The sequence below is a fragment of the Mucilaginibacter sp. genome (assembly GCF_039921305.1).
GTDB lineage: Bacteria > Bacteroidota > Bacteroidia > Sphingobacteriales > Sphingobacteriaceae > Mucilaginibacter.
This window is the reverse complement of record NZ_JBDSCA010000023.1, coordinates 117864-142429: the sequence shown is the minus strand read 5'-3', so window position 1 is coordinate 142429 and position 24566 is coordinate 117864. Positions and strand designations below refer to the sequence as shown.

General features: G+C 41.7%; 25 protein-coding genes. 18 read left to right on the top strand and 7 right to left on the bottom strand.

Annotated elements, in window-relative coordinates:
* The first annotated feature begins 304 nt into the window (after window positions 1–304).
* Entirely contained in the window at window positions 305–3175 is a 2871-nt protein-coding gene (locus ABIN91_RS06480) for a hypothetical protein (protein WP_348049685.1), read from the top strand.
* A gap of 42 nt (window positions 3176–3217) precedes the next feature.
* Here the strand turns inward: ABIN91_RS06480 and ABIN91_RS06475 are convergent, their stop codons facing one another.
* The 3 genes from ABIN91_RS06475 to ABIN91_RS06465 all read right to left on the bottom strand — a co-directional run bounded on the left by ABIN91_RS06475 (window position 3218) and on the right by ABIN91_RS06465 (window position 5296).
* Window positions 3218–3412, bottom strand: coding sequence for a four helix bundle protein (locus ABIN91_RS06475; RefSeq protein WP_348049683.1), 195 nt, complete (start codon window positions 3410–3412; stop codon window positions 3218–3220).
* A gap of 42 nt (window positions 3413–3454) precedes the next feature.
* Window positions 3455–4204, bottom strand: a complete 750-nt coding sequence (locus tag ABIN91_RS06470; protein WP_348049681.1) for a copper homeostasis protein CutC — start codon at window positions 4202–4204, stop codon at window positions 3455–3457.
* Between the two features lie 63 nt (window positions 4205–4267).
* A complete protein-coding gene (locus tag ABIN91_RS06465; RefSeq protein WP_348049679.1) occupies window positions 4268–5296 on the bottom strand; it encodes a N(4)-(beta-N-acetylglucosaminyl)-L-asparaginase in 1029 nt (342 codons plus the stop codon).
* A gap of 162 nt (window positions 5297–5458) precedes the next feature.
* Here ABIN91_RS06465 and ABIN91_RS06460 point away from each other — a divergent pair, with 162 nt between their 5' ends.
* The 3 genes from ABIN91_RS06460 to ABIN91_RS06450 all read left to right on the top strand — a co-directional run bounded on the left by ABIN91_RS06460 (window position 5459) and on the right by ABIN91_RS06450 (window position 7918).
* Window positions 5459–6781, top strand: a complete 1323-nt coding sequence (locus ABIN91_RS06460; protein WP_348049677.1) for an MFS transporter — start codon at window positions 5459–5461, stop codon at window positions 6779–6781.
* 9 nt (window positions 6782–6790) lie between these two features.
* On the top strand, window positions 6791–7519 hold the full coding sequence (locus ABIN91_RS06455) for a (Fe-S)-binding protein (protein WP_348049675.1): 729 nt from the start codon (window positions 6791–6793) through the stop codon (window positions 7517–7519).
* Between the two features lie 129 nt (window positions 7520–7648).
* On the top strand, window positions 7649–7918 hold the full coding sequence (locus ABIN91_RS06450; RefSeq protein WP_348049673.1) for a hypothetical protein: 270 nt from the start codon (window positions 7649–7651) through the stop codon (window positions 7916–7918).
* A gap of 20 nt (window positions 7919–7938) precedes the next feature.
* On the opposite strand, the gene ABIN91_RS06445 is transcribed toward ABIN91_RS06450, so the two are convergent.
* On the bottom strand, window positions 7939–8235 hold the full coding sequence (locus ABIN91_RS06445) for a DUF3175 domain-containing protein (RefSeq protein ID WP_348049671.1): 297 nt from the start codon (window positions 8233–8235) through the stop codon (window positions 7939–7941).
* Window positions 8236–8643: 408 nt separating this feature from the next.
* On the opposite strand from ABIN91_RS06445, the gene ABIN91_RS06440 reads away from it, so the two are divergent.
* Together ABIN91_RS06440 and ABIN91_RS06435 are read left to right on the top strand one after the other, a co-directional pair.
* Window positions 8644–11436, top strand: a complete 2793-nt coding sequence (locus tag ABIN91_RS06440; protein WP_348049669.1) for an outer membrane beta-barrel family protein — start codon at window positions 8644–8646, stop codon at window positions 11434–11436.
* Window positions 11437–11443: 7 nt separating this feature from the next.
* On the top strand, window positions 11444–12220 hold the full coding sequence (locus ABIN91_RS06435; RefSeq protein WP_348049667.1) for a GLPGLI family protein: 777 nt from the start codon (window positions 11444–11446) through the stop codon (window positions 12218–12220).
* A gap of 87 nt (window positions 12221–12307) precedes the next feature.
* On the opposite strand, the gene ABIN91_RS06430 is transcribed toward ABIN91_RS06435, so the two are convergent.
* Entirely contained in the window at window positions 12308–12454 is a 147-nt protein-coding gene (locus ABIN91_RS06430) for a hypothetical protein (RefSeq protein WP_348049666.1), read from the bottom strand.
* A gap of 24 nt (window positions 12455–12478) precedes the next feature.
* A complete protein-coding gene (locus tag ABIN91_RS06425) occupies window positions 12479–12793 on the bottom strand; it encodes a hypothetical protein (RefSeq protein WP_348049664.1) in 315 nt (104 codons plus the stop codon).
* A 106-nt stretch (window positions 12794–12899) separates the two neighbouring features.
* Here ABIN91_RS06425 and ABIN91_RS06420 point away from each other — a divergent pair, with 106 nt between their 5' ends.
* The 6 genes from ABIN91_RS06420 (at window position 12900) to ABIN91_RS06395 (ending at window position 17254) form a co-directional block, all read left to right on the top strand.
* Window positions 12900–13271 (top strand): hypothetical protein, encoded by a 372-nt coding sequence (locus ABIN91_RS06420; RefSeq protein WP_348049662.1) that lies wholly within the window; start codon window positions 12900–12902, stop codon window positions 13269–13271.
* Window positions 13272–13441: 170 nt separating this feature from the next.
* A complete protein-coding gene (gene thrS, locus ABIN91_RS06415) occupies window positions 13442–15367 on the top strand; it encodes a threonine--tRNA ligase (RefSeq protein WP_348049659.1) in 1926 nt (641 codons plus the stop codon).
* Window positions 15368–15370: 3 nt separating this feature from the next.
* Window positions 15371–15940: a translation initiation factor IF-3 gene (gene infC, locus ABIN91_RS06410; RefSeq protein WP_348049655.1), complete on the top strand. Its 570-nt coding sequence runs from the start codon at window positions 15371–15373 to the stop codon at window positions 15938–15940.
* Between the two features lie 166 nt (window positions 15941–16106).
* Complete coding sequence (gene rpmI, locus ABIN91_RS06405) at window positions 16107–16307, top strand: 50S ribosomal protein L35 (RefSeq protein ID WP_348049653.1); 201 nt, start codon at window positions 16107–16109, stop codon at window positions 16305–16307.
* A 76-nt stretch (window positions 16308–16383) separates the two neighbouring features.
* Window positions 16384–16728, top strand: a complete 345-nt coding sequence (rplT, locus tag ABIN91_RS06400; RefSeq protein WP_121198130.1) for a 50S ribosomal protein L20 — start codon at window positions 16384–16386, stop codon at window positions 16726–16728.
* 229 nt (window positions 16729–16957) lie between these two features.
* On the top strand, window positions 16958–17254 hold the full coding sequence (locus ABIN91_RS06395; RefSeq protein ID WP_348049651.1) for a GIY-YIG nuclease family protein: 297 nt from the start codon (window positions 16958–16960) through the stop codon (window positions 17252–17254).
* 140 nt (window positions 17255–17394) lie between these two features.
* Here the strand turns inward: ABIN91_RS06395 and ABIN91_RS06390 are convergent, their stop codons facing one another.
* Window positions 17395–18984: a peptide chain release factor 3 gene (locus tag ABIN91_RS06390; protein WP_348049649.1), complete on the bottom strand. Its 1590-nt coding sequence runs from the start codon at window positions 18982–18984 to the stop codon at window positions 17395–17397.
* A 138-nt stretch (window positions 18985–19122) separates the two neighbouring features.
* Between ABIN91_RS06390 and ABIN91_RS06385 the strand changes: the two genes are divergently transcribed.
* From ABIN91_RS06385 to ABIN91_RS06360, 6 genes are all read left to right on the top strand, one after another.
* The gene (locus tag ABIN91_RS06385; RefSeq protein WP_348049647.1) at window positions 19123–19983 is read left to right on the top strand and encodes a hypothetical protein; all 861 of its coding nucleotides are present in this window, start codon (window positions 19123–19125) and stop codon (window positions 19981–19983) included.
* A 60-nt stretch (window positions 19984–20043) separates the two neighbouring features.
* Window positions 20044–21090 carry a hypothetical protein gene (locus tag ABIN91_RS06380; protein ID WP_348049645.1) on the top strand — a complete coding sequence of 349 codons (1047 nt, stop codon included), beginning with the start codon at window positions 20044–20046 and terminating at the stop codon, window positions 21088–21090.
* A complete protein-coding gene (locus ABIN91_RS06375) occupies window positions 21090–22046 on the top strand; it encodes a 3',5'-cyclic-nucleotide phosphodiesterase (protein ID WP_348049643.1) in 957 nt (318 codons plus the stop codon). The genes ABIN91_RS06380 and ABIN91_RS06375 overlap by 1 nt, the downstream gene beginning before the upstream one ends.
* A 69-nt stretch (window positions 22047–22115) precedes the next feature.
* On the top strand, window positions 22116–22685 hold the full coding sequence (locus ABIN91_RS06370) for a sigma-70 family RNA polymerase sigma factor (protein ID WP_348049642.1): 570 nt from the start codon (window positions 22116–22118) through the stop codon (window positions 22683–22685).
* Window positions 22686–22701: 16 nt separating this feature from the next.
* Complete coding sequence (locus ABIN91_RS06365; protein ID WP_348049640.1) at window positions 22702–22980, top strand: hypothetical protein; 279 nt, start codon at window positions 22702–22704, stop codon at window positions 22978–22980.
* A 529-nt stretch (window positions 22981–23509) separates the two neighbouring features.
* Window positions 23510–24535, top strand: coding sequence for a glycosyl hydrolase (locus tag ABIN91_RS06360; RefSeq protein WP_348049638.1), 1026 nt, complete (start codon window positions 23510–23512; stop codon window positions 24533–24535).
* Window positions 24536–24566 lie beyond the last annotated feature (31 nt).

Below are 24566 nucleotides of genomic sequence, written 5' to 3'. Positions count from 1 at the left end.
AGGCTTTCAGATTTTCTGAAAGCCTTTTTTGTTGATCGTGTTGCCATTATCGGCTATAAGTTGAATTATGTTAGTTTTAATTGCCCCATTGTTTAAAAAGTTTAGATTAAAATAGAAGTATCCGAATAATAAAACGCATAAAAGTTACAGCGGTATTATTAATACCCGGCGATTTGCAGGGGGGAATTCGGGGTTAAAATATAGCCGGTTCTTCGGCCATCAGAATAACCCGTTTTAACAAGCTAGCCGCTTCATCAAATTTTCATATAAAATATCTTATTTTCACCAATCAAATAAAAACCTGATGCGCCACCTGATTAAACCTGCCATACTGCTATTGCTGCTAACTGCTGCCACTTTAACACAGGCGCAAAACTATGGCGGTAACCCACCCGAAATTAAATGGCGACAGGTTAATACACCCGAAGCACGTATCATTTTCCCTGCCGGGATGGATTCGGTAGGGCAGCGTGTGGCCAGCATTATAGCGCAAATGTACAATCGGATACAGCCAACCATTGGCCAAAAGCAAAGGCAGGTAAGCATTGTGCTGCAAAACCAAACTACACAATCAAACGGTTATGTGGGTTTGGCGCCGTTCAGAAGTGAGTTTTATTTAACGCCCGACCAAAATTCTTTTGAGTTAGGCAGCCTGCGCTTTGCCGATCAGTTATCCGTTCATGAGTTCCGCCATGTGCAGCAATTCAATAATTTTAATGTGGGCCTTTCGCATGTGTTGAGAATCGTTTTAGGCGAAGGCGGGCAATCCTTCGGTAACGAAATTGCCATACCCAATTGGTTTTTTGAGGGTGATGCCGTGTTTAACGAAACCTATGTTACCAACCAGGGCCGTGGCCGTTTACCTTACTTTTTTAATGGGTATCGTGCTTTATGGGCAGCAGGAAAAAACTACAGCTACATGAAACTCCGCAACGGGTCGTACCAAGATTACGTGCCCGATCATTACCCCTTAGGCTACATGCTGGTAAGCTACGGCCGAGAAAAATATGGTGAGGATTTTTGGAAGAATGTTACGCATGATGCCGCATCGTTATATCATTTCTACCCAATGCAATCGGCAGTAAAAAAATATTCGGGTGTTAAATTTGCCGACTTTTATCGAAGTGCTTTAAATCAATATTATCAGCAATTTAATAAATTCATCCCAGAAAAGGGTACAGCGAGTGATAATTACCAGGCGTTTGGTATGCCAGTAAGACAGGCAAAAGATTCCAACCCTCACCAACACTTTATCGCCAACCAGGAATATCCGGCCTATGTAGATGATAACAGCATCATCTACACCAAAACAACTTATGATAAGCCTGCCGTTTTTGTGATCAATACCAATGGTAAAGAGCGCGTAATTAAGGGGCGCAATTTCACTATCGATAATTATTTTGATTATCACGATGGCAAGATCATCTATGCATCATACCGCCCTAACCTGCGCTGGGGCTACCGCGATTACTCGGAGATAACCCTGGTTGATATAAAAACCGGCCAGGAAACCCGCGTTACCAAAAGTACCAAATACTTTTCGCCATCCATCAGTAACGATGGTAAGCGGATTGTGGCTGTGCAGGTATTACCCAATGGTACAAACCAATTGCATATTTTGGGTATAGATGGCAGGCTGATAACCGCCTTGCCAAATCAGGATAAGCTGTTTTATACCTACCCTAAGTTTTATGGCGATCATATCATTTCGGCAGTACGAAAGCAGGATGGCACCATGTCTATCGCTTCAACCGATGTGGCTACCGGTAATACCGAATATCTGCTGCCTTTCTCTATCAAACCTATAGGTTTTCCATCTGTGCGCGGCGATAAGGTTTACTTTTCGGCAACAGAGGGTGTGAATGATGGTTTGTTCGCGCTATCGTTAACGGATAAAAAATTGTACCGCCTGCAAAACGATACCCTTTTAGGCGATATAGGCAATTACCAGCCAACGGCATCGGCAAATAAACTGGCTTGGGTTAGCTTTACCGCCTATGGCTACGAAGTTCGACAGGCTGATAACAGCAAAATAAAATGGGAGCCATTGGAGGGCAACGCCATACCCGGTTCGTTACCGGATATGGACATCACGACGCTAAACAAAGGCAACGCGGTTAATCTGCTGGCATCGGTAAACAACACTCATCCCGAGGTTACCAAATATAATAAGGCCTTCCATCTGCTTAACTTCCACACCTTACAGCCCGATTTTGAGAGCCCCAATTACAAGGTTACCCTGCAAGGTAATAATGTGCTCAACACCATGATAACCGAACTATCATACAATTATAACAGCAACGAAGGGTACAGCGAGTATGGGTTGGATTTTATTTACGGGGCGTGGTTTCCGTACCTGTCTGCCGGTGCCGATTATATAGTTAACCGCGAAGGATCAGGCAGTAAGGGTGCCGTTTATTACGATCAGATTCAATATCATGGTGGTGTGCAACTGCCTTTCACGCTATCAAAAGGCCGTTTGGCAGCAGGTTTATCTGTGGGTAGCAGTTTGGTTTACAGCCGTAATTATTTTGACCCTCCGTACGATCTGCCTTCAAATAGTCGCGAATTATTGTACCTTAATAATTTTCTGAGCTTTACCAGCCATGGCCGCTCGGCTAAAAAGAATATTTACCCAAGCCTGGGTTTAAACCTGGGTTTGAATTATAAAAATGCTATTAATGGTTACCAGGGCAATCAGTTGTTGGCTACGGGTACGGTTTTCCTTCCGGGATTATTTGCCAACCATAGCTTGATATTTAACGGTGCCTACCACCAGCGTGATGCGTTAAATAAGGCTAATTTCTCTAACGATTTTACTTTCTCGCGTGGTTACAGCGCGGGTAATTTGTACCAGATCAGTAAGCTATCGGCAGATTATCACTTCCCTATCGCTTATCCTGATCTGGGTATCATTAATGCCGCCTATCTATCCCGCATCAGGGCCAACTTGTTTTACGATTATAGCTACGGTTATGACCCTACCTATTACAACATCAAAATAGATAACAACTTTAACACCGCCGGCGCACAGATAACCTTTGATGGCAAACTCTGGAACTTTTTCGACTACAGCGTTGGTATAAGATACAGCCACATGCTAAACGCCAACATCTTCAGCACTAACCGCAATGCTGATAGGGTAGAGATTGTGGTGCCGATAAGCATATTTTAGGAGGGAAGATGTAAAAGGTAAGATGGAAGATGTGTTTTGTGTCTATTTGTTTTGAGATGAAAGCTTAATACTTGCAAATACCCTTTTTAGTTCATCTTCGTAAAGCTCTCTTAGTATTCTTAACCAGTACACCGATTCTCTTGCCTCACGGTAGGCTATGGTAATTCTGTGATTGAAATCTTTTTTTGAAGAGGCGCCCTGGGCTTCTTCGTAATTAGCGCCGATGGAAGTTGCCAAAGTTCACATTTTCCATCTTACCTATTCCATCTTCCATCAAATTTACATTACCACACTATTAGCCAGTTGTATTAAGCGGCCAACACGGTCTGGATCTGTAACATGCATGGTATATTCCTCGCCCGAACCGCTGAATAAAATATTGGTGTTGCGATAAATCATTTTACTATCAACCCTTGATCGGGCCGATGCATGGAACTCCTTTGCGCCCGAGTAACGAACCAGATCGGCAATGTTGTATTCGTTTACACCGCTGCCGGGCATTATTTTTATGCGGCCTTTGGCCAGGCTTACCAACCTGGAAATAGTATTGGCGCCTTCCATGGCAGTACTTTTACCACCGCTGGTTAGTATTCTGTCGCAGCCAATTTCAATAATATCCTCAAGGGCCTCGTAATAATCCCGGCAAACATCAAACGCCCGGTGAAAGGTTACCTTTAAGCCGCCAATGCGGGCCAATTGAACCAGTTGTGCGCAGCGTTCTTTATCAATGGAGCCATCGGTTTTTAAAATGCCTATTACTATGCCATCGCAACCCTTTTCAATACAGGTTTGAATGTCAAGCTTCATTACTTCAAATTCCAGATCGCTATAAATAAAATCGCCGGTGCGGGGTCGTATTAAAACATACATTTCAATACTAAGTAGCTGGCGTACTATTTTTATTTGTCCACATGATGGTGTGGTGCCACCTTCGCGCAAATTATCGCAAAGTTCAACGCGTGTTGCACCGCCTTGCTGGGCAGCCAAAGCAGATGTTACGGAGTTTGCACAAACTTCGAGTGTTATCATTAGGGGGATCGGAACGTAACTTAATAGGTGAATCGGTACTAAATATAGTAAATATTTATCAATTCAATAAAAGCTTGGTCCATCGATTAACAAATCTTGCTTTTTAGCATCGCATACCGCGAACGAAAATCCTTTTTGTATCGCGTAAGCGCCGTACTCACCCTTTTTATTTATGGCCAAAAAACCAACCTGTATCTCTTTAGCGGTTTGCGGCTTCTTTTTGATGATCCGGTTAATGGCCTCTTTACACGCATCTTGTGGCGAGTAGCCGTGGCGCATCAATTCAACAACCAAAAAGCTGCCTACGTTGCGTATCACTTCTTCGCCCACACCGGTTGATGTTGCCGCGCCAATCTCGTTATCAACATACAAACCGGCGCCGATGATAGGGCTATCGCCTACACGGCCATGTAATTTCCAGGCCATTCCGCTTGTGGTACAGGCGCCACTCAGGTTTCCATGTGCATCCATAGCCAGCATGCCAATGGTATCATGGTTGGTTTTGCCGCCGGGCAATTCGGTTTTATAAAGCTTGTTTTCGGTATTAATTACGGGTTTGTACTTTTTGCCTTTGAGCCATTCTTTCCATGCTTTTTCCGATTCTGACGTTAACAGTTTCTCTTTCTTAAAACCATGCTCAATAGCAAATTGGGTAGCGCCATCGCCGGCCAGCATTATGTGCGGGGTTTTTTCCATCACCATGCGCGCTACCGATATAGGGTGGGCAATGTTTTCTATGGCCGCTACAGCTCCGCAATTACCAAATTCATCCATAATGCAGGCATCCAAAGTAACGTGGCCGTCCCTATCAGGATAACCCGCACGGCCAACGCTGTGGTTGTGCATATCGGCCTCGGGTATTTTAACGCCAGCCTCAACGGCATCAAGCGCGCGGCCACCCTTTGCTAAGGTTTTCCAGGCTTCCTGGTTGGCAGCAACTCCAAAATCCCAGGTTGATATTACAATGGGTTTACCGGTTATGGGTGCATGGTTATCATTTGATAATGGATTATTAGCAAAACCAGGTGCAGATACGGCTAATACAGAAGCGCCAAGCGCCGAAGCTTTTATAAATTTACGCCTGTTATACATAGGGGAATGTGTAAGTAGCTAATAAAATAGTGTGTGTACAATATTACCACAAGGTAAATCTTCTTGCGTTTAAATAAAAAATTATTATCATTTCTTCTATCGACTAAGTACATGGTGGAATATTTCACACTCCCCAATTTTTATTTACTTTTAGCTACAGCAATGGAAAGCAAAAACAACAAAAAAACCATCCGCGCATGGGCCATGTTCGATTGGGCAAATTCTGCCTATAACCTGGTGATCACTTCAACCATATTCCCGGCTTATTATGTGGCTATTACCGCTAATCTGGCCAACGGAAACCGGGTGAACTTTTTCGGCAAAAGCTTTGTGAATACCGCTTTGAGCGATTATGCTTTGGCTACCGCATACATGATCATGGTGTTGCTGCTGCCCATCCTCTCGGCCATTGCCGATTACCGGGGCAATAAAAAGATATTCATGATGTTTTTTACCCTGCTGGGTTCGGTAGCCTGTTGCGGACTGTATTTTTTTACACCCGATACCCTCGAAATGAGTATCATTTTGTTCGCCTTAGCGGCGATAGGGTATAGCGGCGGCTTTGTATTCTACAACTCATACCTACCCGAAATTGCAACCCTGGATATGCAGGATAGCGTATCGGCAAAGGGTTTTACATTCGGTTATGTTGGCAGCGTTTTACTGCAACTGATATGCTTCGCCTTTGTATTATCGCCCAAAACGTTTGGTATTACCGATGCAAGCTTCCCGGCAAGGTTGTCTTTTTTGCTGGTTGGTTTATGGTGGATCTGCTTTGCCATGATACCCTTTACCATACTACCCAAAGGCAGCCCCAATGCCGAAACCCATACGCATAACATTATTAAGGGAGGTTTTATTGAGTTGGCCAATGTGTGGCGTAAGGTTAAGCAAATGCCTTTATTGAAACGTTTTTTACCGGCCTTCTTTTTTTATTCTATGGGTGTGCAAACTATTATGCTGGTAGCCACCGGATTCGCGGCTAAAGAATTGCATATGGAAACATCGGCACTGATATCTATCATCCTTATCATCCAAATTGTAGCTATAGCAGGAGCAACCATTATGTCCAAACTGTCAGATAAAATTGGCAACGTAAAGGTTTTGCTCATCACGGTAGCGATTTGGATAGCGGTTTGTATTGCGGCTTACTTTACTACCACGGCTACACAATTTTATGTGGTGGCAGTTATTGTGGGTTTGGTGATGGGAGGGATACAATCCATGTCGCGCTCCACATACTCTAAATATTTACCTCAGGATATTCCGGATACGGCATCATTCTTCAGTTTTTACGATGTTACCGAAAAATTGGCCATTGTAGGCGGCTTGTTTAGCTTTGGTTTTATTGAAGAGATAACAGGGAGCATGCGTAATTCAACCTTAGTATTGTGCGGTTTTTTTGTGATAGGATTCATTTTGTTGATTTCTTTACGAACTGCTGAGGTAAATGCTCCCAAAAATTCTGATTTTAGCGCCGAATAATATTTATAGATGAAGATCGAGCTGTTTATCCCTTGTTTTATCGACCAGTTGTTCCCCGATACGGCCTTTAATACGGTTAAAGTTTTGGAAAAGGCAGGTTGCACGGTGGAGTATAATCCTAACCAAACCTGTTGCGGGCAGCCCGCGTTTAACGCTGGCTTTTGGGACGAGGCTAAAGAGATAGGTAGTAAATGGCTGGGCGATTTTTCGGAAGACAGATACATCGTTTCGCCATCCGCATCATGCACGGGCATGGTTAAAAACTATTATAACGATCTGTTCACCAATACGGTGATCCATAACAAGTGCCGTAACATCCAATCTAATATCCATGAGCTGTCGGATTTTTTAGTGAACGTGATCAACCGCGATTACTTTGGTGCCGAGTTTGAGGGCCGCGCCGTTTATCACGATAGTTGCAGTGGCTTGCGTGAATGCAAAATAAAGGAGGAGCCACGCCATTTATTAAGCAAAGTACTCGGCCTTGACCTGGTTGAACTAAAAGACAATACCACCTGCTGCGGCTTCGGTGGAACGTTTGCCGTTAAATTTGATGCCATATCCAGCGCCATGGCGCAGCAAAAGGTTGAGAATGCACTGGCTGTTGATGCCGAGTGGATCATATCAACCGATGCATCGTGCTTGTTGCAATTACAAGGCTATATCGATAAACATAACCTGCCAATTAAAACGGTACACCTGGCTGATGTACTGGCAAGCGGGTGGGGAAATATATAATTTGGAACTGGATTTTCGATTTCTGATTTTAAGGTATTAATCCAGGCGTAATAAATATTCTGATAGGTTTTTTTTGTTAAAACCATTACTGCTCAAAATAGGTATTGATACGTACATTAATTAACTATTATGAAACGTACCATCACAGAAGTAACTAAACTAATAGCGGCGCTTGCTTTTGCAACCTTTTTATCAATCAATATGGCAGGTTGCGATCATAGTAACAAAACACTGAACGGTAGCCAGGATACTAGCAGTGTTAACCGTGCTGGTGGCCCGCCAATAACCGATACAGCAAGTATTAGCAAAGCCGAAAAGGAAGCCACCCACGATTCGCTTAAAAAGGATACCACATCCAAAGGTAATGTAGACCCTAAGGGATACGTAAAAAAACAATAATTAAAACTAAGGGCTGGCTCTTAATTTTCTTCACGTCCAAATATTTTACGCAATACTTTTTTCGCTTTTTCTAAAGGTGCTTTTTGCTTTTTTGATAAGTTGCGGCCTGCGCGGTTCTCATAAAAATTAAGCATCGACATAGCGCTTTGAAAAGGGGAGGCCTTTCGCCTATGGCTGGCCTCGGCCGAGCGCTTGAGCGAGCGGGCTATCTTTTCCGGGTCTTTTGATTTAAAAATATCTTTCTTCAAATCAAGCGCGTCGCTCTCCTTAGTCACCTTTGCCGACCATTTTCTGGTTGTTTTCTTTGCAACTGCCATTTTATTTCCTTCTCTAATTTATCCCGATGCAATCCATGAAAAAAATATTTATAAATAATTGCACATCTAGTTTTATTGATTACTTTTGTAGTGTACTAATTAACTAATACACTTGATTGTTTTATCAGGATAGACATTACAATTTTCGCCCGAAGGGCCCTTTGTTAGTTGCCATAACTATTTATTGGTTTATAACGATAACAGAGTAGGAGGCAAGCTGTTTTAAATGGTTAAATAAATTCCCCTGTCATTAAATAAACTTTTTTTGTAACTATTTATGGAAACGTACGCCTTATAAGCATCTTTAAATAAGTAACACTTATTTAACACATATTTTACAATATTTAACATATATAAATCATTGTTACTAAAATTTTAGTTATAACTTTCGCAACCAAACCTTACTGAATGAAACTACCTTTAACGCTTTTTTTCGCGCTATTTTTATGCTCGGTTACGTTACATGCTCAAAGTATTTATGGTATAAAAGGCTCCGTTGCCGATACCGTAGCCAACTCTAAACTGGCCAATACAACCATAGCTGTACTTAACGCTAAAGATTCAACACTGGTTAAATTTACCCGTACCACGGCTACAGGTAGTTTCACTATCAATAATTTACGCAAAGGCAAATTCATCCTAATGGTAACCTATCCGGATTATGCCGATTACATTGAACAATTTCAATTAGACTCGCTTAAACACGAAAAAAACTTTGGCCGCTTGAGTCTGAAGCTTAAATCGCGCCTGCTGCGCGAAATTATGATTACCGGTACCAAGGCCGCAATCAAAATAAAAGGAGATACAACGGAATTTAATGCATCGAGCTTTGTGGTGCAGCCCAATGCCAAGGTTGAAGACTTGTTAAAACAGTTACCCGGTATACAGGTTGATAAAGACGGTAAAATTACCGCGCAAGGCCAAACCGTAAGCAAGGTATTGGTTGATGGCGAAGAGTTTTTTGGCGACGACCCCACGCTGGTTACCAAAAACATACGTGCCGATATGGTTGATAAGGTACAGCTTTATGACAAAAAGAGCGATCAGGCCACCTTTACCGGGATTGATGATGGTGTGAAAAATAAAACCATCAACATTAAGCTCAAAGAAGATAAAAAGAACGGCTACTTTGGTAAAGCTGATGCAGGTGTAGGTAGCGATAAATTTTACCAGGGACAGGCAGCTATAAATGTATTTAGGGCCAAGCAAAAGTTTGCAGTTTATGGTACGCTGGCGAATACCGGTAAAACAGGTTTAGGGTGGGACGATGCCAGTAAATACGGAGGCTCAAACAACCTGGCGTTTGATGATGATGGCGGTAACAATGGCCCATACATTCGTGATGAACTGGAAGCTTACGGCGGTAATTACGATGGTAGGGGCATACCTGTGGCCCGCACAGCCGGCGCGCATTACGATGGTAAATTTAATGCCGATAAGGTAAATATCAACGCTAACTATAAAGTGGGTTACCTGGCTGTTAATGGCTTAAATACTACGCTTACGCAAAATAATAACCCGGGTTATATACTCAACAGTAATTCCGATCAATCGTATAACAACAGCATCTTCCGTCAAAAAATGGATTTTGTTTACCAGCTAAAGATCGATTCGTTATCAAACCTTAAAATATCAATTGATGGTACTTTAAAGCACAGCGAACTTAACAGCACTACAGGTTCGGCCAGTTACCGTAATTTTGATACATTGGTTAATAAGAGTAATAAATCATTAACCAACGATGTAGACGGGCGAATATTTAACGCTAATATTTTTTATAATAAAAAGTTTAAAAAAGTTGGCCGCTCATTCTCGTGGAGCGTTGGCGAAGCTTATAACGATAGCAAAACAGCAGGCTATTTACAGCAGAAAACCACTTTTTATAATTACAAACCCGGTTTAGATAGTATATCAAATATTGATCAATATAAAACAGGTAATACCATTGGATCCAACTTAACCAGTAATATTACTTACTCAGAGCCTTTTACCAAAACGCTTTCGCTCATCATTAACTATGGTACAGGCTTTAACCATAGCTCGGCCGATAGGAAATCTTTTGACCCCGGTGTTACCGGAACTTATAATAAACTTGTTGATTCGTTGAGTAACAATTACGATTTTAATCAGTTTAGCAATCAACTGGGCGCCATGTTTAACTATCGCACGGCTAAAACGGTATTCAATTTTGGCACCAAGGCTACCGATGTTCAGTTTGATCAGGTGAATAACATAGGTAATATTCATTTTAAAAGGAGCTTTTTAAACTGGACGCCCCAAATGAACTATCAGTACAGGTTTACGCAATACAGATCAATAAATTTCCGCTACGGCGGTAATACAAGCCAGCCAACTATTGATCAGATCCAACCGATCAGAAACAATATCGACCCATTGAATATCGTTTTGGGTAACCCCGATCTGAGGCCATCGTTCCGCAACAACTTTAATATGAATTACAATACCTTTAAAGTATTAAGCGGGCAATCGTTTTATTTTAGTGGTAACTTATCTTTCACCGCAAACCCTATTGTGAGTAATGTTATAACTGATGCCAAAAAAGGTACCACCACATCTGTATACTCCAATTTAATCAGCAACAACCCTTATAACGCGAGTGTTTATACCCGTTATGGTCAAAAAATTAAAGGAATTAATTTTGATCTCGGTTTAAACGGAAGTACCAGTGTAAATTACAATTATGCCAATAGCGTGTTAAATACTACAAAATCATATAATTATGGCGGTAGCTTAGGTGTGTCAAAATACATCCAGAAAAAAGTGGATATCTATTTTTCGTGGCAGCCGGGTTATACAGTGAGCCAATCATCGCTACAGCCTAATACCAATAATAATGGCTTTACCATGAATGGTTACTCGTATTTCAATGTTTACCTTCCGGGAAACTTTGAAATTAACTATGATGCCGATTATCAATACCGTGCCGCAACCAAATCATTTAGCGATGATTTTTCGAAGGTGATTTTTAATACATCGGTAAGCAAGAAGTTTTTGAAAGAAAGCAATTTGAAAATATCGGCAACCGTGAACGATTTGTTTAACCAGAACGTTGGTTTCAACCGCTCGGCTTATGGTAACTATATTACGCAAAACAGCTATGTTAGCATCAAGCGTTACTTTATGTTCTCAATTACTTACGATTTTAGCAAAATGGGCGGCGCTGCTCCCACAAAAAAATAATATCATCATGAAAAATATTTTAACCTTACTTATTTGCTTTTTAATGCTGGCCGGTAAAGTATCGGTAGCTCAAAACGCGCACTTTGCAACCCAGGGAACTATTGAGTTTGAAAAAACTGTGAATATGTTCGCGCTCATTAAAAAGAATATCAATAAAGATAATGAAGCCTGGTATGCCCCCCTGTACGATTCGTACAAACGCACCCAGCCACAGTTTAAAACTTATAAAAGTACATTAACATTTGCCGATGGTAAAACAATGTTTAGACCCGCCGAGGAAACAATTGCTAACAATGGTTTTTATGGTAACGACCCCATGGCCGTTCAAAACAACACCATTTTTAGCGATACGGAAGAAGGCAGGGTAATTATGCAAAAAACCGTATTCGACGATCTTTTTTTGGTGAAAGACAGTACCCGCCATATCAACTGGAAAATTACCACCGAAACCCGGGATGTAGCCGGTTACAAATGTCGCCGTGCCAATGCCATTATTCTGGATTCTATCTACGTAGTAGCTTTTTATACCGATGAGATAACCACAACCGGCGGCCCCGAATCGTTCAATGGTTTGCCAGGGATGATATTAGGAGTAGCGCTGCCACACGAAAACGTAACCTGGTTTGCCACCAAAGTAAGCGAAACCCCCGTACCCGTAAAAGATTTGGCACCACCTACAAAAGGCAAATTAACCGACAGGAAAAGCCTGGTAAAAACATTAAGCACCGCCTTGAAAGATTATGGCGACTATGTAAAACCATACCTCAAGGCCTTCCAGTTATAGCAAAGGGACAGATACGTTAGAAATTTATTGAGCAGGCATCAGGTTTATCCGGATGCCTGCTTCGTTTTATATAATTATCGTGAGCAACTATTTAAACTTACGCTGCTTGCCGTAGTAACTATCCTGCTTTTTGCCGCTACCGGTAAAATCTATCATCCCGCTAAAAGTTGCCACTTTATTGCTAATACTTACATGTAGGCGTGTTTCGCTCTTATCAGGCGTAAGCTGTAACATAATAATGGTATCCGCTTTAAGTGCTCAGGTACCGGTGGGCCTTCTGGTTATGCTATCTTTCAGATTAATATATTCGGAGTAATAGCTGCCATCAGCATTAAAATGGGTTCGTATGGGATGTATCTTAAGGCGGGCTTCCCAATTGGTCGAGTCGGCTTCCATTATCCGCGGGGTACCAGCTGTAGTGGCAGGGGGCATACTTATCTTAATATAAATATTACGCCACTCGCCAATGAATTGTTGGTATAAAGGGTTTTGCTGTTTAGAGATAAAAGCCGTGAACAATATCAGCGTTAAGCAAATAAATGATAAAAATATTTTACTGGTAACGGTACGCATAATGACGATTTATGTGGTTGATAATCAAAGCTAATTTAATAATATACTTTTAAGTTTTTTTATGAGATAATTATTCAAATCCCTAACTTTAATCACTTCAAGTCAAATGCATATTATACTGTTCATTTTGTTTCAGTTTTTACCTGCGGTTGCTACTCAACAACAACCCATAAAAACTACAGTAACCAAACAAGAGGAAAAAGCAATGCATCTGATTGCCACCCTGCCCGAGGTTATCAAGTTTAACACTTATGTGGTTGAAAGGAGTGGTCGCCCATTAGTTATCGTAGTAGATAATGATCCTACCAAAACGAATCCTTTTTACAAGGTGTCGGTTTCCGAAGATGTTGGAGAACGACTGCGTACCCGGTATTGGTTTTATGTTGATGCAAAAACCTATGCCATTAGCTATTGGGATGTTGCTAACGATAAAATTATCCCGCTAAAAACCTGGCGGAAGAATGGTAGTAAAATGTGATTCAATATTTTTAATAATCTCGATTTTACAAGCTTACTTCAAACAGAAATCTCCAACCAAATCCTTATATTTGCAGCAAATTAAAATCGCCTTGTAAGCGATTGTGAAAAAGTAATATTATTAACCCGCTGACCGATTAAATAGAAAGGCAGCAAAAATCATGTTTGTAGATGATTAACATTACACTCCCTGATGGGTCAGTCCGTCAGTACGACAAAGGGGTAAGCGCGGCACAGATCGCCCTATCCATTTCTGAAGGCTTGGCCCGCAACGTTTTAGCGGCCGAAGTAAATGGCCAGGTTTGGGATTCTTCCCGACCAATCGAAACCGATTCAACCGTTAAATTACTAACCTGGAACGACACACAAGGCAAAGCTACCTACTGGCACTCAAGCGCCCACTTAATGGCCGAGGCTTTGGAGGCTCTTTACCCTGGAACCAAATTTGGTATTGGTCCGGCTATTGAAACCGGTTTTTATTACGATGTTGACTTTGGTGATAGGGAGTTCTCTTCGGATGAGTTTAAGAAGATAGAGGACAAGATCATTGAGCTGGCTAAACAAAAATCGGAGTTTGTTCGCAAGCCCGTTAGTAAGGCCGATGCCACTGCATATTTTACTGAAAAAGATGACGAGTACAAGCTGGACTTAATTAAAGACCTGCCCGATGGCGCCATCACATTTTATACACAAGGTAACTTTACCGACTTATGCCGCGGGCCGCATATCCCCAACACGGGGTTCATTAAAGCTGTAAAGCTGATGAGCGTTGCCGGTGCATACTGGAGAGGCGACGAGAGCCGTAAACAGTTAACCCGTATTTACGCCGTAACCTTCCCCAAGGCCAGCGAACTAACTGAATACCTGCACATACTGGAAGAAGCTAAAAAACGCGATCACCGTAAGTTAGGTAAGGAGTTAGAGCTATTCGCTTTTAGCGAAAAGGTAGGTATGGGCTTGCCATTGTGGTTGCCAAAAGGTGCCGCTTTGCGCGAACGTTTGGTTCAGTTTTTAACCAAGGCGCAGGTTAAAGCCGGCTATGAGCAGGTAATTACTCCGCACATTGGCCATAAAAATTTATATGTAACCAGCGGTCACTACGAAAAATATGGGGCCGATTCGTTCCAGCCTATAAAAACACCGCAGGAGGGGGAGGAGTTCTTTTTAAAACCAATGAACTGCCCACACCACTGCGAAATTTATAAAACCAAACCACGATCATACAAAGATCTTCCGGTGCGTTTTGCCGAGTTTGGTACTGTTTACCGTTACGAGCAAAGCGGCGAGTTGCACGGCTTAACCCGCGTACGTGGCTTTACCCAGGATGACGCCCACTTATTTTGCCGCCCAGACCAGGTGAAGGACGAGTTTAAAAAGGTTATTGATCTGGTACTATACGTTTTCAAGGCTTTAGGGTTTGACAATTTTACCGCTCAGATTTCTTTACGTGACCCGGAAAACAAAGCCAAATACATTGGAACTGATGAAAATTGGGCTATTGCCGAAGAGGCGATCATAGAATCGGCGGCGGAAAAGGGTTTGCCAACTGTACAGGTTACAGGCGAAGCCGCTTTTTACGGACCGAAGCTTGATTTTATGGTGAAGGATGCCCTTGGCCGTAAGTGGCAGTTAGGAACCATACAGGTTGATTACAATTTACCTGAGCGTTTTGAGCTGGAATACACTGGCAGCGATAACATAAAACATCGCCCGGTAATGATTCACCGTGCGCCTTTTGGCTCAATGGAGCGCTTTATTGCGGTATTGATTGAGCATTGTGCGGGTAATTTTCCGTTGTGGTTATCGCCAGAGCAGTTCATCGTTTTGCCTATCTCAGAAAAGTATGAAGATTATGCAAAAAAACTTTCAGAATCGCTAAAAGATTCGGATATTTGCGGGCTTATTGATTTTAGGGACGAGAAGATTGGTCGAAAGATCAGAGACGCTGAAGTCAAAAAGATACCATACATGCTTATTGTAGGTGAAAAAGAAGCAGCCGAAGGCTTAGTATCCGTAAGGAAACATGGCGAAGGCGACTTAGGCAGTATGACTATTGAAGAATTTACACAACGAATAAAACAAGAAATAACAGTATAACACTTGGCATTAAATAAACCCAATTTTAACAGAGGTCCAAGGCCACCTTTCAAAAAGAAAGAAGCCGAACACAACATTAATCAATACATCCGCGCACTCGAAGTTCGATTGGTGGGTGATAACGTAGAGGTTGGTGTTTATTCATTAAGAGATGCTTTGGCGATAGCCGAAGAGCAGGAACTTGACCTGGTTGAAATATCCCCCAACGCGGTTCCACCGGTTTGTAAGGTAGTTGATTATAACAAATTCATCTACGAGCAAAAGAAAAAGCTGAAGGAGATTAAAAGCAATGCCAAGCAAACTGTAATTAAAGAGATCCGTTTCGGCCCGAATACCGATGATCATGATTTTGACTTTAAGTTGAAGCATGCCATGAAGTTTCTGGAAAGCGGCGAAAAGGTACGTGCTTACGTTCATTTTAAAGGGCGTGCCATTGTGTACAAAGAGCAGGGCGAAATATTGCTGCTGCGTTTTGCACAAGCGCTTGAAGATGTAGGCAAGGTTGAGCAATTACCAAAGCTGGAAGGTAAACGTATGTTTCTTACGTTAACGCCAAAAGCGGGTAAAAAGTAAGTGTAGATTTGAGATGTTAGATATGAGTATTGAGATATCGCATCACATTTAAAAGTAGAATACAACAGTAGAATACAATAATTAACAATTGATAAGGGTTAGGGAAAAGGAGAGCGGTTATCTCAATACTCAAAACTCATATCTAAAAATCTTAACAAACAGAGTTATGCCAAAAATGAAAACCAATTCCAGTGCTAAAAAGCGCTTTAGGCTTACTGGAACCGGTAAAATTACCAGAAAGAACGCATACAAAAGCCACATCTTAACCAAGATGTCGACAAAACGTAAACGCGCCTTAGGTCACACCAGCTTAGTTTCTAATGCTGACTTAGGAAACGTTAAACGTATGCTTTGTATCGGTAAGTAATCAATTTTTTAACCAGGTATTAGAGTATACAAGTCCTACATTAAGTTGAGGCACTCACTACCAAAAACACGCAAAAATGCCACGTTCAGTTAACGCAGTCGCGTCGAGAAGACGCCGGAAAAAAATCATGAACCTAGCCAAAGGCTATTGGGGTTCACGCAGCAAGGTTTATACCGTTGCTAAAAACACAGTTGAAAAAGGTTTACAGTACGCTTACCGCGACCGTAAAGCTAAGAAAAGAGAGTTCAGAGGCTTATGGATACAACGTATCAACGCCGGTGCACGTCAGCATGGTTTATCTTACTCACAATTAATGGGTAAATTAACTAAAGCTAACAATGGTTTAAACCGTAAGGTATTAGCCGATTTAGCAATGAACCACCCGGATGCTTTTAAAGCAGTTGTTGATTCAGTAAAATAAGCTCAAGCTTATAGATTTTTGAAAAGGCCTTTCCATTTTGGAGAGGCCTTTTTTTGTGGGATGAAGTATACACTAACAAACTGTGTCATTGCGAGGTACGAAGCAACCGCACGTAAGCCGAGTTGCTATACAGATTGGCAACATCATAAACTATGTTCATTGGAAAAAAGCAACAGCAGTTAACCCGGTTAGCTTTTGCAGCTAATTTATTTTAGCCATTATTGGGGATATGCAGCTTTCGCAATACTATGTCTATATGCTTACTAATAATGGCAACACAGTAATTTATGTTGGAGTTACCAGCGATCTGACAAAACGGGTTTGGGAACACAAGGAAGGTATTCATGCAGGCTTTACAAAGAAGTTTGCCTGTAATAAATTAATTTATATTGAGTATTTTCAGTGGATAAATGATGCGATAGATCGTGAAAAGCAATTGAAAGCGGGATCGCGCCAAGCTAAAGTTGACCTCATTAATAAAGAAAACTCAAATTGGAATGACTTGAGTTTGGGGTGGTATCATTGAAGCGGTTTTATTCGCACGAGCTATATAGTTGCTCTGTAAAACCGCTCTGCCTCCGTGCGGTTGCTTCGTACCTCGCAATGACACAGTTTTAGAGTTCAATTCTTCAGTTTTCTGTTATCCGTCCTCTTACCTGTGCAATATCACTTCTCTTTTTTAAACTCCGAAGTACTATGAAATTCAACCTCCGGGAAATCGCGTTTAGCCAGGTTGATCATAAAATCATTATCGGCTAAAAATACGGGGTTGCCTTCTTTATCGGTGGCTATGTTGTGGGCCCGGCGCTGGATGATTTCGCCTAGTTTCTTTTTATCGGTTGATGTGATCCAGCTTGAACGTTTAAAAGTTAACATGCGGAAGGCTGCTTTGGCACCATACTCATGCTCCAAACGGAAGCTAATTACCTCAAATTGAAGCTCCCCAACCGTACCGATGATCTTTCGGTTACCGGGTTGCTGTATAAATAGCTGGGCTACGCCTTCTTCGGTTAGTTGCTGGATGCCTTTTTCTAATTGCTTGCTTTTCAGCGGATCACGGTTCTCAACTTCTTTAAATATTTCGGGCGAGAAGCTTGGGATGCCTTTAAACTGTAGTTGCTCGCCTTCGGTTAAGGTATCGCCAATTTTAAAGTTGCCGCTATCGTATAAGCCAACAACATCGCCGGGCCAGGCTTCTTCAACCAGGCTCTTTTCGTTGGCCATAAAGTCCATCGGATTGCTGAATTTTAGCTTTTTGCCGAGGCGGGTGTGGTAGTAAAATTTATTACGCTCAAACTTGCCCGAGCTTATCCGCAAAAAAGCGATGCGGTCGCGGTGGTTTGGGTCTAAGTTGGCATGTATCTTAAATACAAATCCTGTAAAAGGCTTTTCGGTAGCTAAAACCTCACGGGTTTCGGCTTCACGGCTTTTAGGGCTTGGGGCAATGTTTACAAAGGTATCCAGCAATTCGCGGATGCCGAAGTTATTGATGGCACTACCGAAGAATACAGGTGCCAACAAGCCTTCCAGGTACATTTCCTTATCCAGTTCGCCGTAAACGCCGCCTATTAATTCTAAATCATCTTTTAGTCCATCAACTTCTTTTGGAGTGAGGTGTTTGGTTAGTTCCTCATCATCTAAATCCTTTACCTTAACTAAAGCCTCGGTCACCTTATTTTTATCCGGATTGAACAGGTTTAACTGTTGCTCGTATATATTATAAACACCTTTAAATAAATATCCTTGTCCAATTGGCCACGATAGGGGGCACAGACTAATGCTCAGTTGTTTCTCTATCTCGTCTAACAAATCAAAAGTATCCTTACCCTCACGGTCCATTTTGTTAATGAAAATGATAACCGGGGTATTGCGCATCCGGCAAACGGCCATCAGTTTTTGGGTTTGCTCTTCAACTCCCTTTACGCTATCAACCACCAAAATAACGCTATCTACAGCGCTTAGGGTACGGTAGGTATCCTCGGCAAAATCCTTGTGACCGGGGGTATCTAATATATTAATACGCTTATCCTTGTACTCAAAACCCATTACCGATGTAGCAACCGAGATCCCACGCTGCTTCTCGATCTCCATAAAATCCGAAGTATTGCTTTGGTTGGCCTTGTTGCGTTTTACAGCTCCCGCGGTGTTAATGGCACCTCCAAAAAGCAAAAACTTTTCGGTAAGGGTAGTTTTACCGGCATCGGGGTGACTAATAATGGCAAATGTTTTTCTTCGTTCTATTTCGGGATAAACCATATTGTATTGTAGTATAACGATTGGGGGATGGCGTGTATGTGCCTGCCCGTTACGAGGGTGCAAAGATAATAATATTGAAATGATTTTGCTATTGATTAATGCCTTGCTATCTTACACCAATAATTGCATTTGCCGCCCATGAAAAGAAGTTTATTCCTGCTTATATTTCTTTGCGTTGCGCATACTGCGTTATTCGCTCAGGGCGATTTTACTTCGATACGGGAGCAGCGTATTATCGCCAAAAGGCATATCAAACAAATAATCTGCTATTATTTTGCCAATGCCACTGAACCCGGCGATAGTGTTTTGGTGGATAGTATTGGTTTTTATAAAACAGGCATCTGTTTAAAGCAAAGCAATGTTTACCACTATAGTAACGAGTACGGTGCAAAAGGCCGCCTGATAAAACAAACCATTACCACTAAAGATGAATCGGACCAAAGCATTACGATGTTTGATTACGATGCACGGGGCAATATGATTATGGCCGAAACGGTTAAAAGATGGCAGCACACGCAATCGTTATATCCGGATTATACGCAACACCATTTTGAATATGGCTCCAAAAATGAAGTTTTGCGCGAATATTGGACCACACTTAAAGGTCAAAGCATTCAGCGGCAGCGTTATAAGTATACCTATACCGGGCTTGGGGCCGGTATGAAAAAGGTGGTTGAATTTTATGATGAAGAGGGCCACTTGATATTCGTTAAAAAGTATGATAAAGATGGTAGAGTTAAAGATTACAGTGTAGATAACGGTAAAATTACTTTCGCGGCAGAAAGCGTTTTAAACCCTAACGGCGATTTGCTGAAATTTACCAATCATTACCACCTGAACGAAGATGATTTGCGTTCTGTAGAAAAAATGGGGCATGGCCTAATCAGGCACGAAACTGTTACCGAAATTTACAAATATGATAAATATGGCTTTTGTACCCAAAAGGAAACCTACAAAAACAATAAGCTGATTGATTATTATAAATGGTATTTTAAATGAATAGGATAATGTTTATGGAATATGTAAGGCTCGTGCATCAGTAGTGAAAAATTATATAGCATGAAGCGTTTAGCGATACTCCAACATCCGCGTAATTTATTAGTTATCATTATGTTAGTGATAGGTTTTAATGCCAGGGCACAGTTTTACGATCCGGACCGTATCGTAAAATTAAAAGTAACCGAAATGAATGGTTACCAATTAACCGTTAAGGATGGTAAACTAACGGGTGATAGTGTGCCTTCGGTACACATTATTTACAACAAAAACGGCAATCAGTTAAAAACCACTATAGCGGACGATTCTACCTTGCATTATTATAATGAAAAAGGGAAGGAGATAAAAAACGAACATTATCAAAGAGGTAGAGTAGAGGTGTCAATTATCAACATGTATGATGAAAAAGGCTTGTTAGCCTCCAGGGTTTCAAAGTACTTGAGTGGAGTATATACTGATACTTATAAATACAACAAATTTGGCCGGGTAACCGAAGTAAATACGGTTGGTGGAAAAAGTGGTATTAGTAATAAGATTATAACCCAATATATAGGCAACACCAATAAAGTGTTTAGCGTACATAGCGAAACCAATGATGTAATCACTAAAAAAACAGCAAATTTGGTAAGCAAATATAACAGCAAACATCAATTGGTACACGAGGTTAATTTATACTATACACTATCGCCTGTTAAAGAAGTAATTAAGTTTGATAACAGGTATGTTTACACCAATAGCGGTAAGATCAAGTTCGTCAAAATATTTAAAAATGATACCCTGACAAGCGATCAGGAAAGCTACTTTGATAAACGGGGAAATGAGATCAAAACGTTTAACATCATCAACGGAAAACGCATGCTGATGGCAACCTATACCTTTAACAACAAAAATCAGAATGTTAAAATGATGCAGATGAATGGTATTAGCAACTATCCGCTTACGCCCGATGGCAAAAGCTACGATGCCTCTAAGCCAGCTACTACTACTTATTACGAGTGCCTTACCTATTTTACCTATAATTCCGATGGTTGTATAAGCTCAAGGGCTGAGTATCGCAATACTTCGGTATTATTTTCCATGTACAAGTATTACTACAAAAAACAAAACTGATGCGTATACTTAAACCGTGCTTTATTACTATTCTTTTATGTTATTCTACAATAACATTTGCCCAAACCAAGCCAGCATTTAAGGTTGTGCCGTTGGGTGTTTATGGCGGCAGCGATGAGAGTAACCTATCGGCCTATATGGTAGGGCCCGTCGGCTCGGATGCTTATGCATGTTTAGATGCCGGCACCTTGCACGCAGGTATTGAAAAAGCCATTGCCAACCATGTTTTTACCGTACCGGCCGATACCGTTTTAAAGCGTTACATCAAAGGATATTTCATTTCGCACGCCCATTTAGATCACCTTGCGGGGATGATCATCAACTCGCCGGAGGATGCGCCTAAAAAGATATACGGTTTGCCATATACGCTTAATGTGCTGCGCGATAACTATTTCACCTGGAAAAACTGGGCCAATTTTGGCAGCGAAGGTGATAAACCTATTCTGCATAAATACACTTATACACCAATGGCTGTTGCTGATGAGGTAGCTGTAGATAATACCAACATGACTGTGCAGGCTTTTCCCCTAAGCCACGGCAACCCCTATGAGAGCACCGCTTTTTTGCTACATAGTAAAGATAAATTCATTTTATATTTAGGCGATACCGGTGCCGATGAAATTGAAAAAAGCGACAAACTGCACCTGCTTTGGCAGGATGTTGCCCAACTAATAAAAACGAAGCAGCTTAGGGCCATAATGATAGAGGTATCTTTCCCTAACGAGCAACCGGATAAAGCGTTATTTGGGCACTTAACCCCGAGGTTGCTGATGCACGAAATGGATGCCCTAAGCAAACTGGCCGGGCCCGAAGCGATGAAAAGCTTCCCGGTAGTAATTACGCATTTAAAACCAGCCGGCGGGCATATCCCCGATATTAAAAAGCAATTAGCTGCCGGTAATACATTAGGATTGAAGCTGGTTTACCCGGAGCAGGGCAAGGTACTGCTGTTTTAAGCCTGATTGTTTTTTTTATTTGTAAGGTATGCCCAACAACCCCGACTAAGTAAATAGTTAAAACGTATAATGCCGATAGATACATCCTTACTCAAACCGCAGCACTGGGTTAGCGCCCATGCCGATTACTTATATGCCTTTGCCCGTGTACGCATTGCCGATGAGGAGCAGGCTAAAGACCTGGTGCAGGAAACTTTTTTAGCGGCCCTGCAACGGGCTGATAAATTTGAAGGTAAAAGCAGCGAGCGCACCTGGCTCACCGCGATATTAAAGAACAAGATAATTGATGTGTACCGCAAAAAATCGGCGGTGGTAGTATCGTCGGATATTACGGATGCGGCCAATGATCAAAACTTTTTTGATGTGAACGACGGCCATTGGAATGAAGCACATAGGCCAAAACAATTTGGTTTAGAGCAAAATAATCCGCTGGAAAGCAAAGAGTTTAACCAGATACTCAAAGCCTGTATGCAAAAACTGCCGCCCCTGTGGCTCTCGGTTTTTACCATGAAACACATTGACGATGAAGCATCAGAAACGATTTGTGCCGAGCTGAAGGTTTCCTCGTCAAACTTTTGGGTGATCATCCACCGCGCCAAGCTTAACTTGCGGGCTTGCTTACAAAAAAACTGGATTTAATAAGAGGGGAGATGATATGAACGAGCTAAAAAAGATACTCTACAATTGTAAAAAGGCTACACTACTGGTAGAAAAAAAGGCATTCACCAAAATTACTTTTCGCGAAGAAATAGAATTGCGCATTCATCTGCTGGGCTGTAATGTATGCGCATTGTATAAAAAACAGAGCAAAATGATAAATGATAGGATACTGCAACTATATAATGGCGAGGTAAATGACACAAAAGAGTATCATTTAAATGATACGTATAAAAAACAGATGCAGGATAAAATAGAAGAGGAGTTAAACAAATAAACCCGCAGACTAAAGCCTATAGAATAAATTCTACCTAAAAAAGCTGTTATTAAGCATTATAAGCTAATATTTTAAACAATACTGGTTACTGCCGACCATACCAAAGCGGTAAGTAAAAACAAAAAAGCTAATACTGCTCCCGGGTTCTTCTTTATTACATTGTATTTTGCATTTACTTTTTCCATTGTATTATCCTCCTTTATAATTAGTTAAACAAGAACTGTACCCAAAAGTCAAAACGCGTTATATTAAAAATGACTTATAAGTCATGATTTGATAATTGTAATCAAATTGTTATGGTTGGCTATCTCTACTCTGCTCTTGAGCACAACCAGTTATTGGAGATTTGGGCGTTGCCTTCGGCCCGGGCTATCCGTTACAAGTCCTCATTCGCCGATAGGGGGCTCACTCCGGGCTTTCCACTGCTATCCCTAACACAAACATGTCGCATAATTCAATCCTTCATTACTAACAGTACAGCCAGTCTAAACTCAAATCCATATATTTAAGCCTCCAATTAAACCCTTAAATGAATCATCTTAAATACATAGCGGTCATAATTATAGCCATGTGGCTGGCACCAACGCACACATCCGCGCAAAGCAAACCAGCAGGCAAACTGGCTCCTAAACCTTTATACCGTGATCCGGTTTACGATGGTGCTGCCGATCCAACCATTATCTGGAACAAGAAGGAAAAAAAATGGTGGATGTTTTACACCAACCGTCGGGCCAGCGATGCAAACGCGGTAGGTGTAACCTGGGTACATGGCACAAGGATAGGCATCGCCGAAAGTATCGATGGTGCCAATTGGAAATACAGAGATACCGCAAACATCAATTATCGCCCAACAGCCGAGTACACCCATTGGGCACCCGAAGTGATAGAGAATAAAGGTTTGTACCACATGTATCTTACCTATGTGCCCGGTGTATTTACCGATTGGAAGCACCCGCGCAATATAATCCACCTCACCAGTACTGACCTATTGAACTGGAAATATATTTCAACCATAAAACTGGCTACCGATAAGGTAATTGACCCCTGCGTGTACACACTGCCCGATGGCACCTGGCGCATGTGGTACAATAACGAAAGCGACCATAAATCTATCTACTATGCCGATAGCCCTGATCTGGATAACTGGACGGATAAAGGCAAAGCCATACACGATATGCCCGGCGAGGGCCCAATAGCTTTTAAATGGAAAGGGATTGAATGGATGATAGTTGATAACTGGAAAGGATTAGGTGTGTACCAAAGCACCGACTTGCTCAACTGGAAACGACAGGAAGAACGCCTGCTTGAACTCCCCGGAACCGGTAAAGACGACCAGGCTATTGGTGGCCATGCCTATGTGCTGGTAAGTAACGATAGGGCTTATTTGTACTACTTCACCCATCCCGGAAGGTCGAAAGCTAATCCCGCACCCGCTAACTCGCCCGAGGCCCGCCGCAGTTTGATACAAGTTGTTGAATTGAAATACGCAGATGGCAAAATTACCTGTGACAGAAATGAACCGGTTTATGTAGATTTGAAGAGAGGTAAGATGTGATAGGTAAGATGGAAGATGTGAATGATGAACC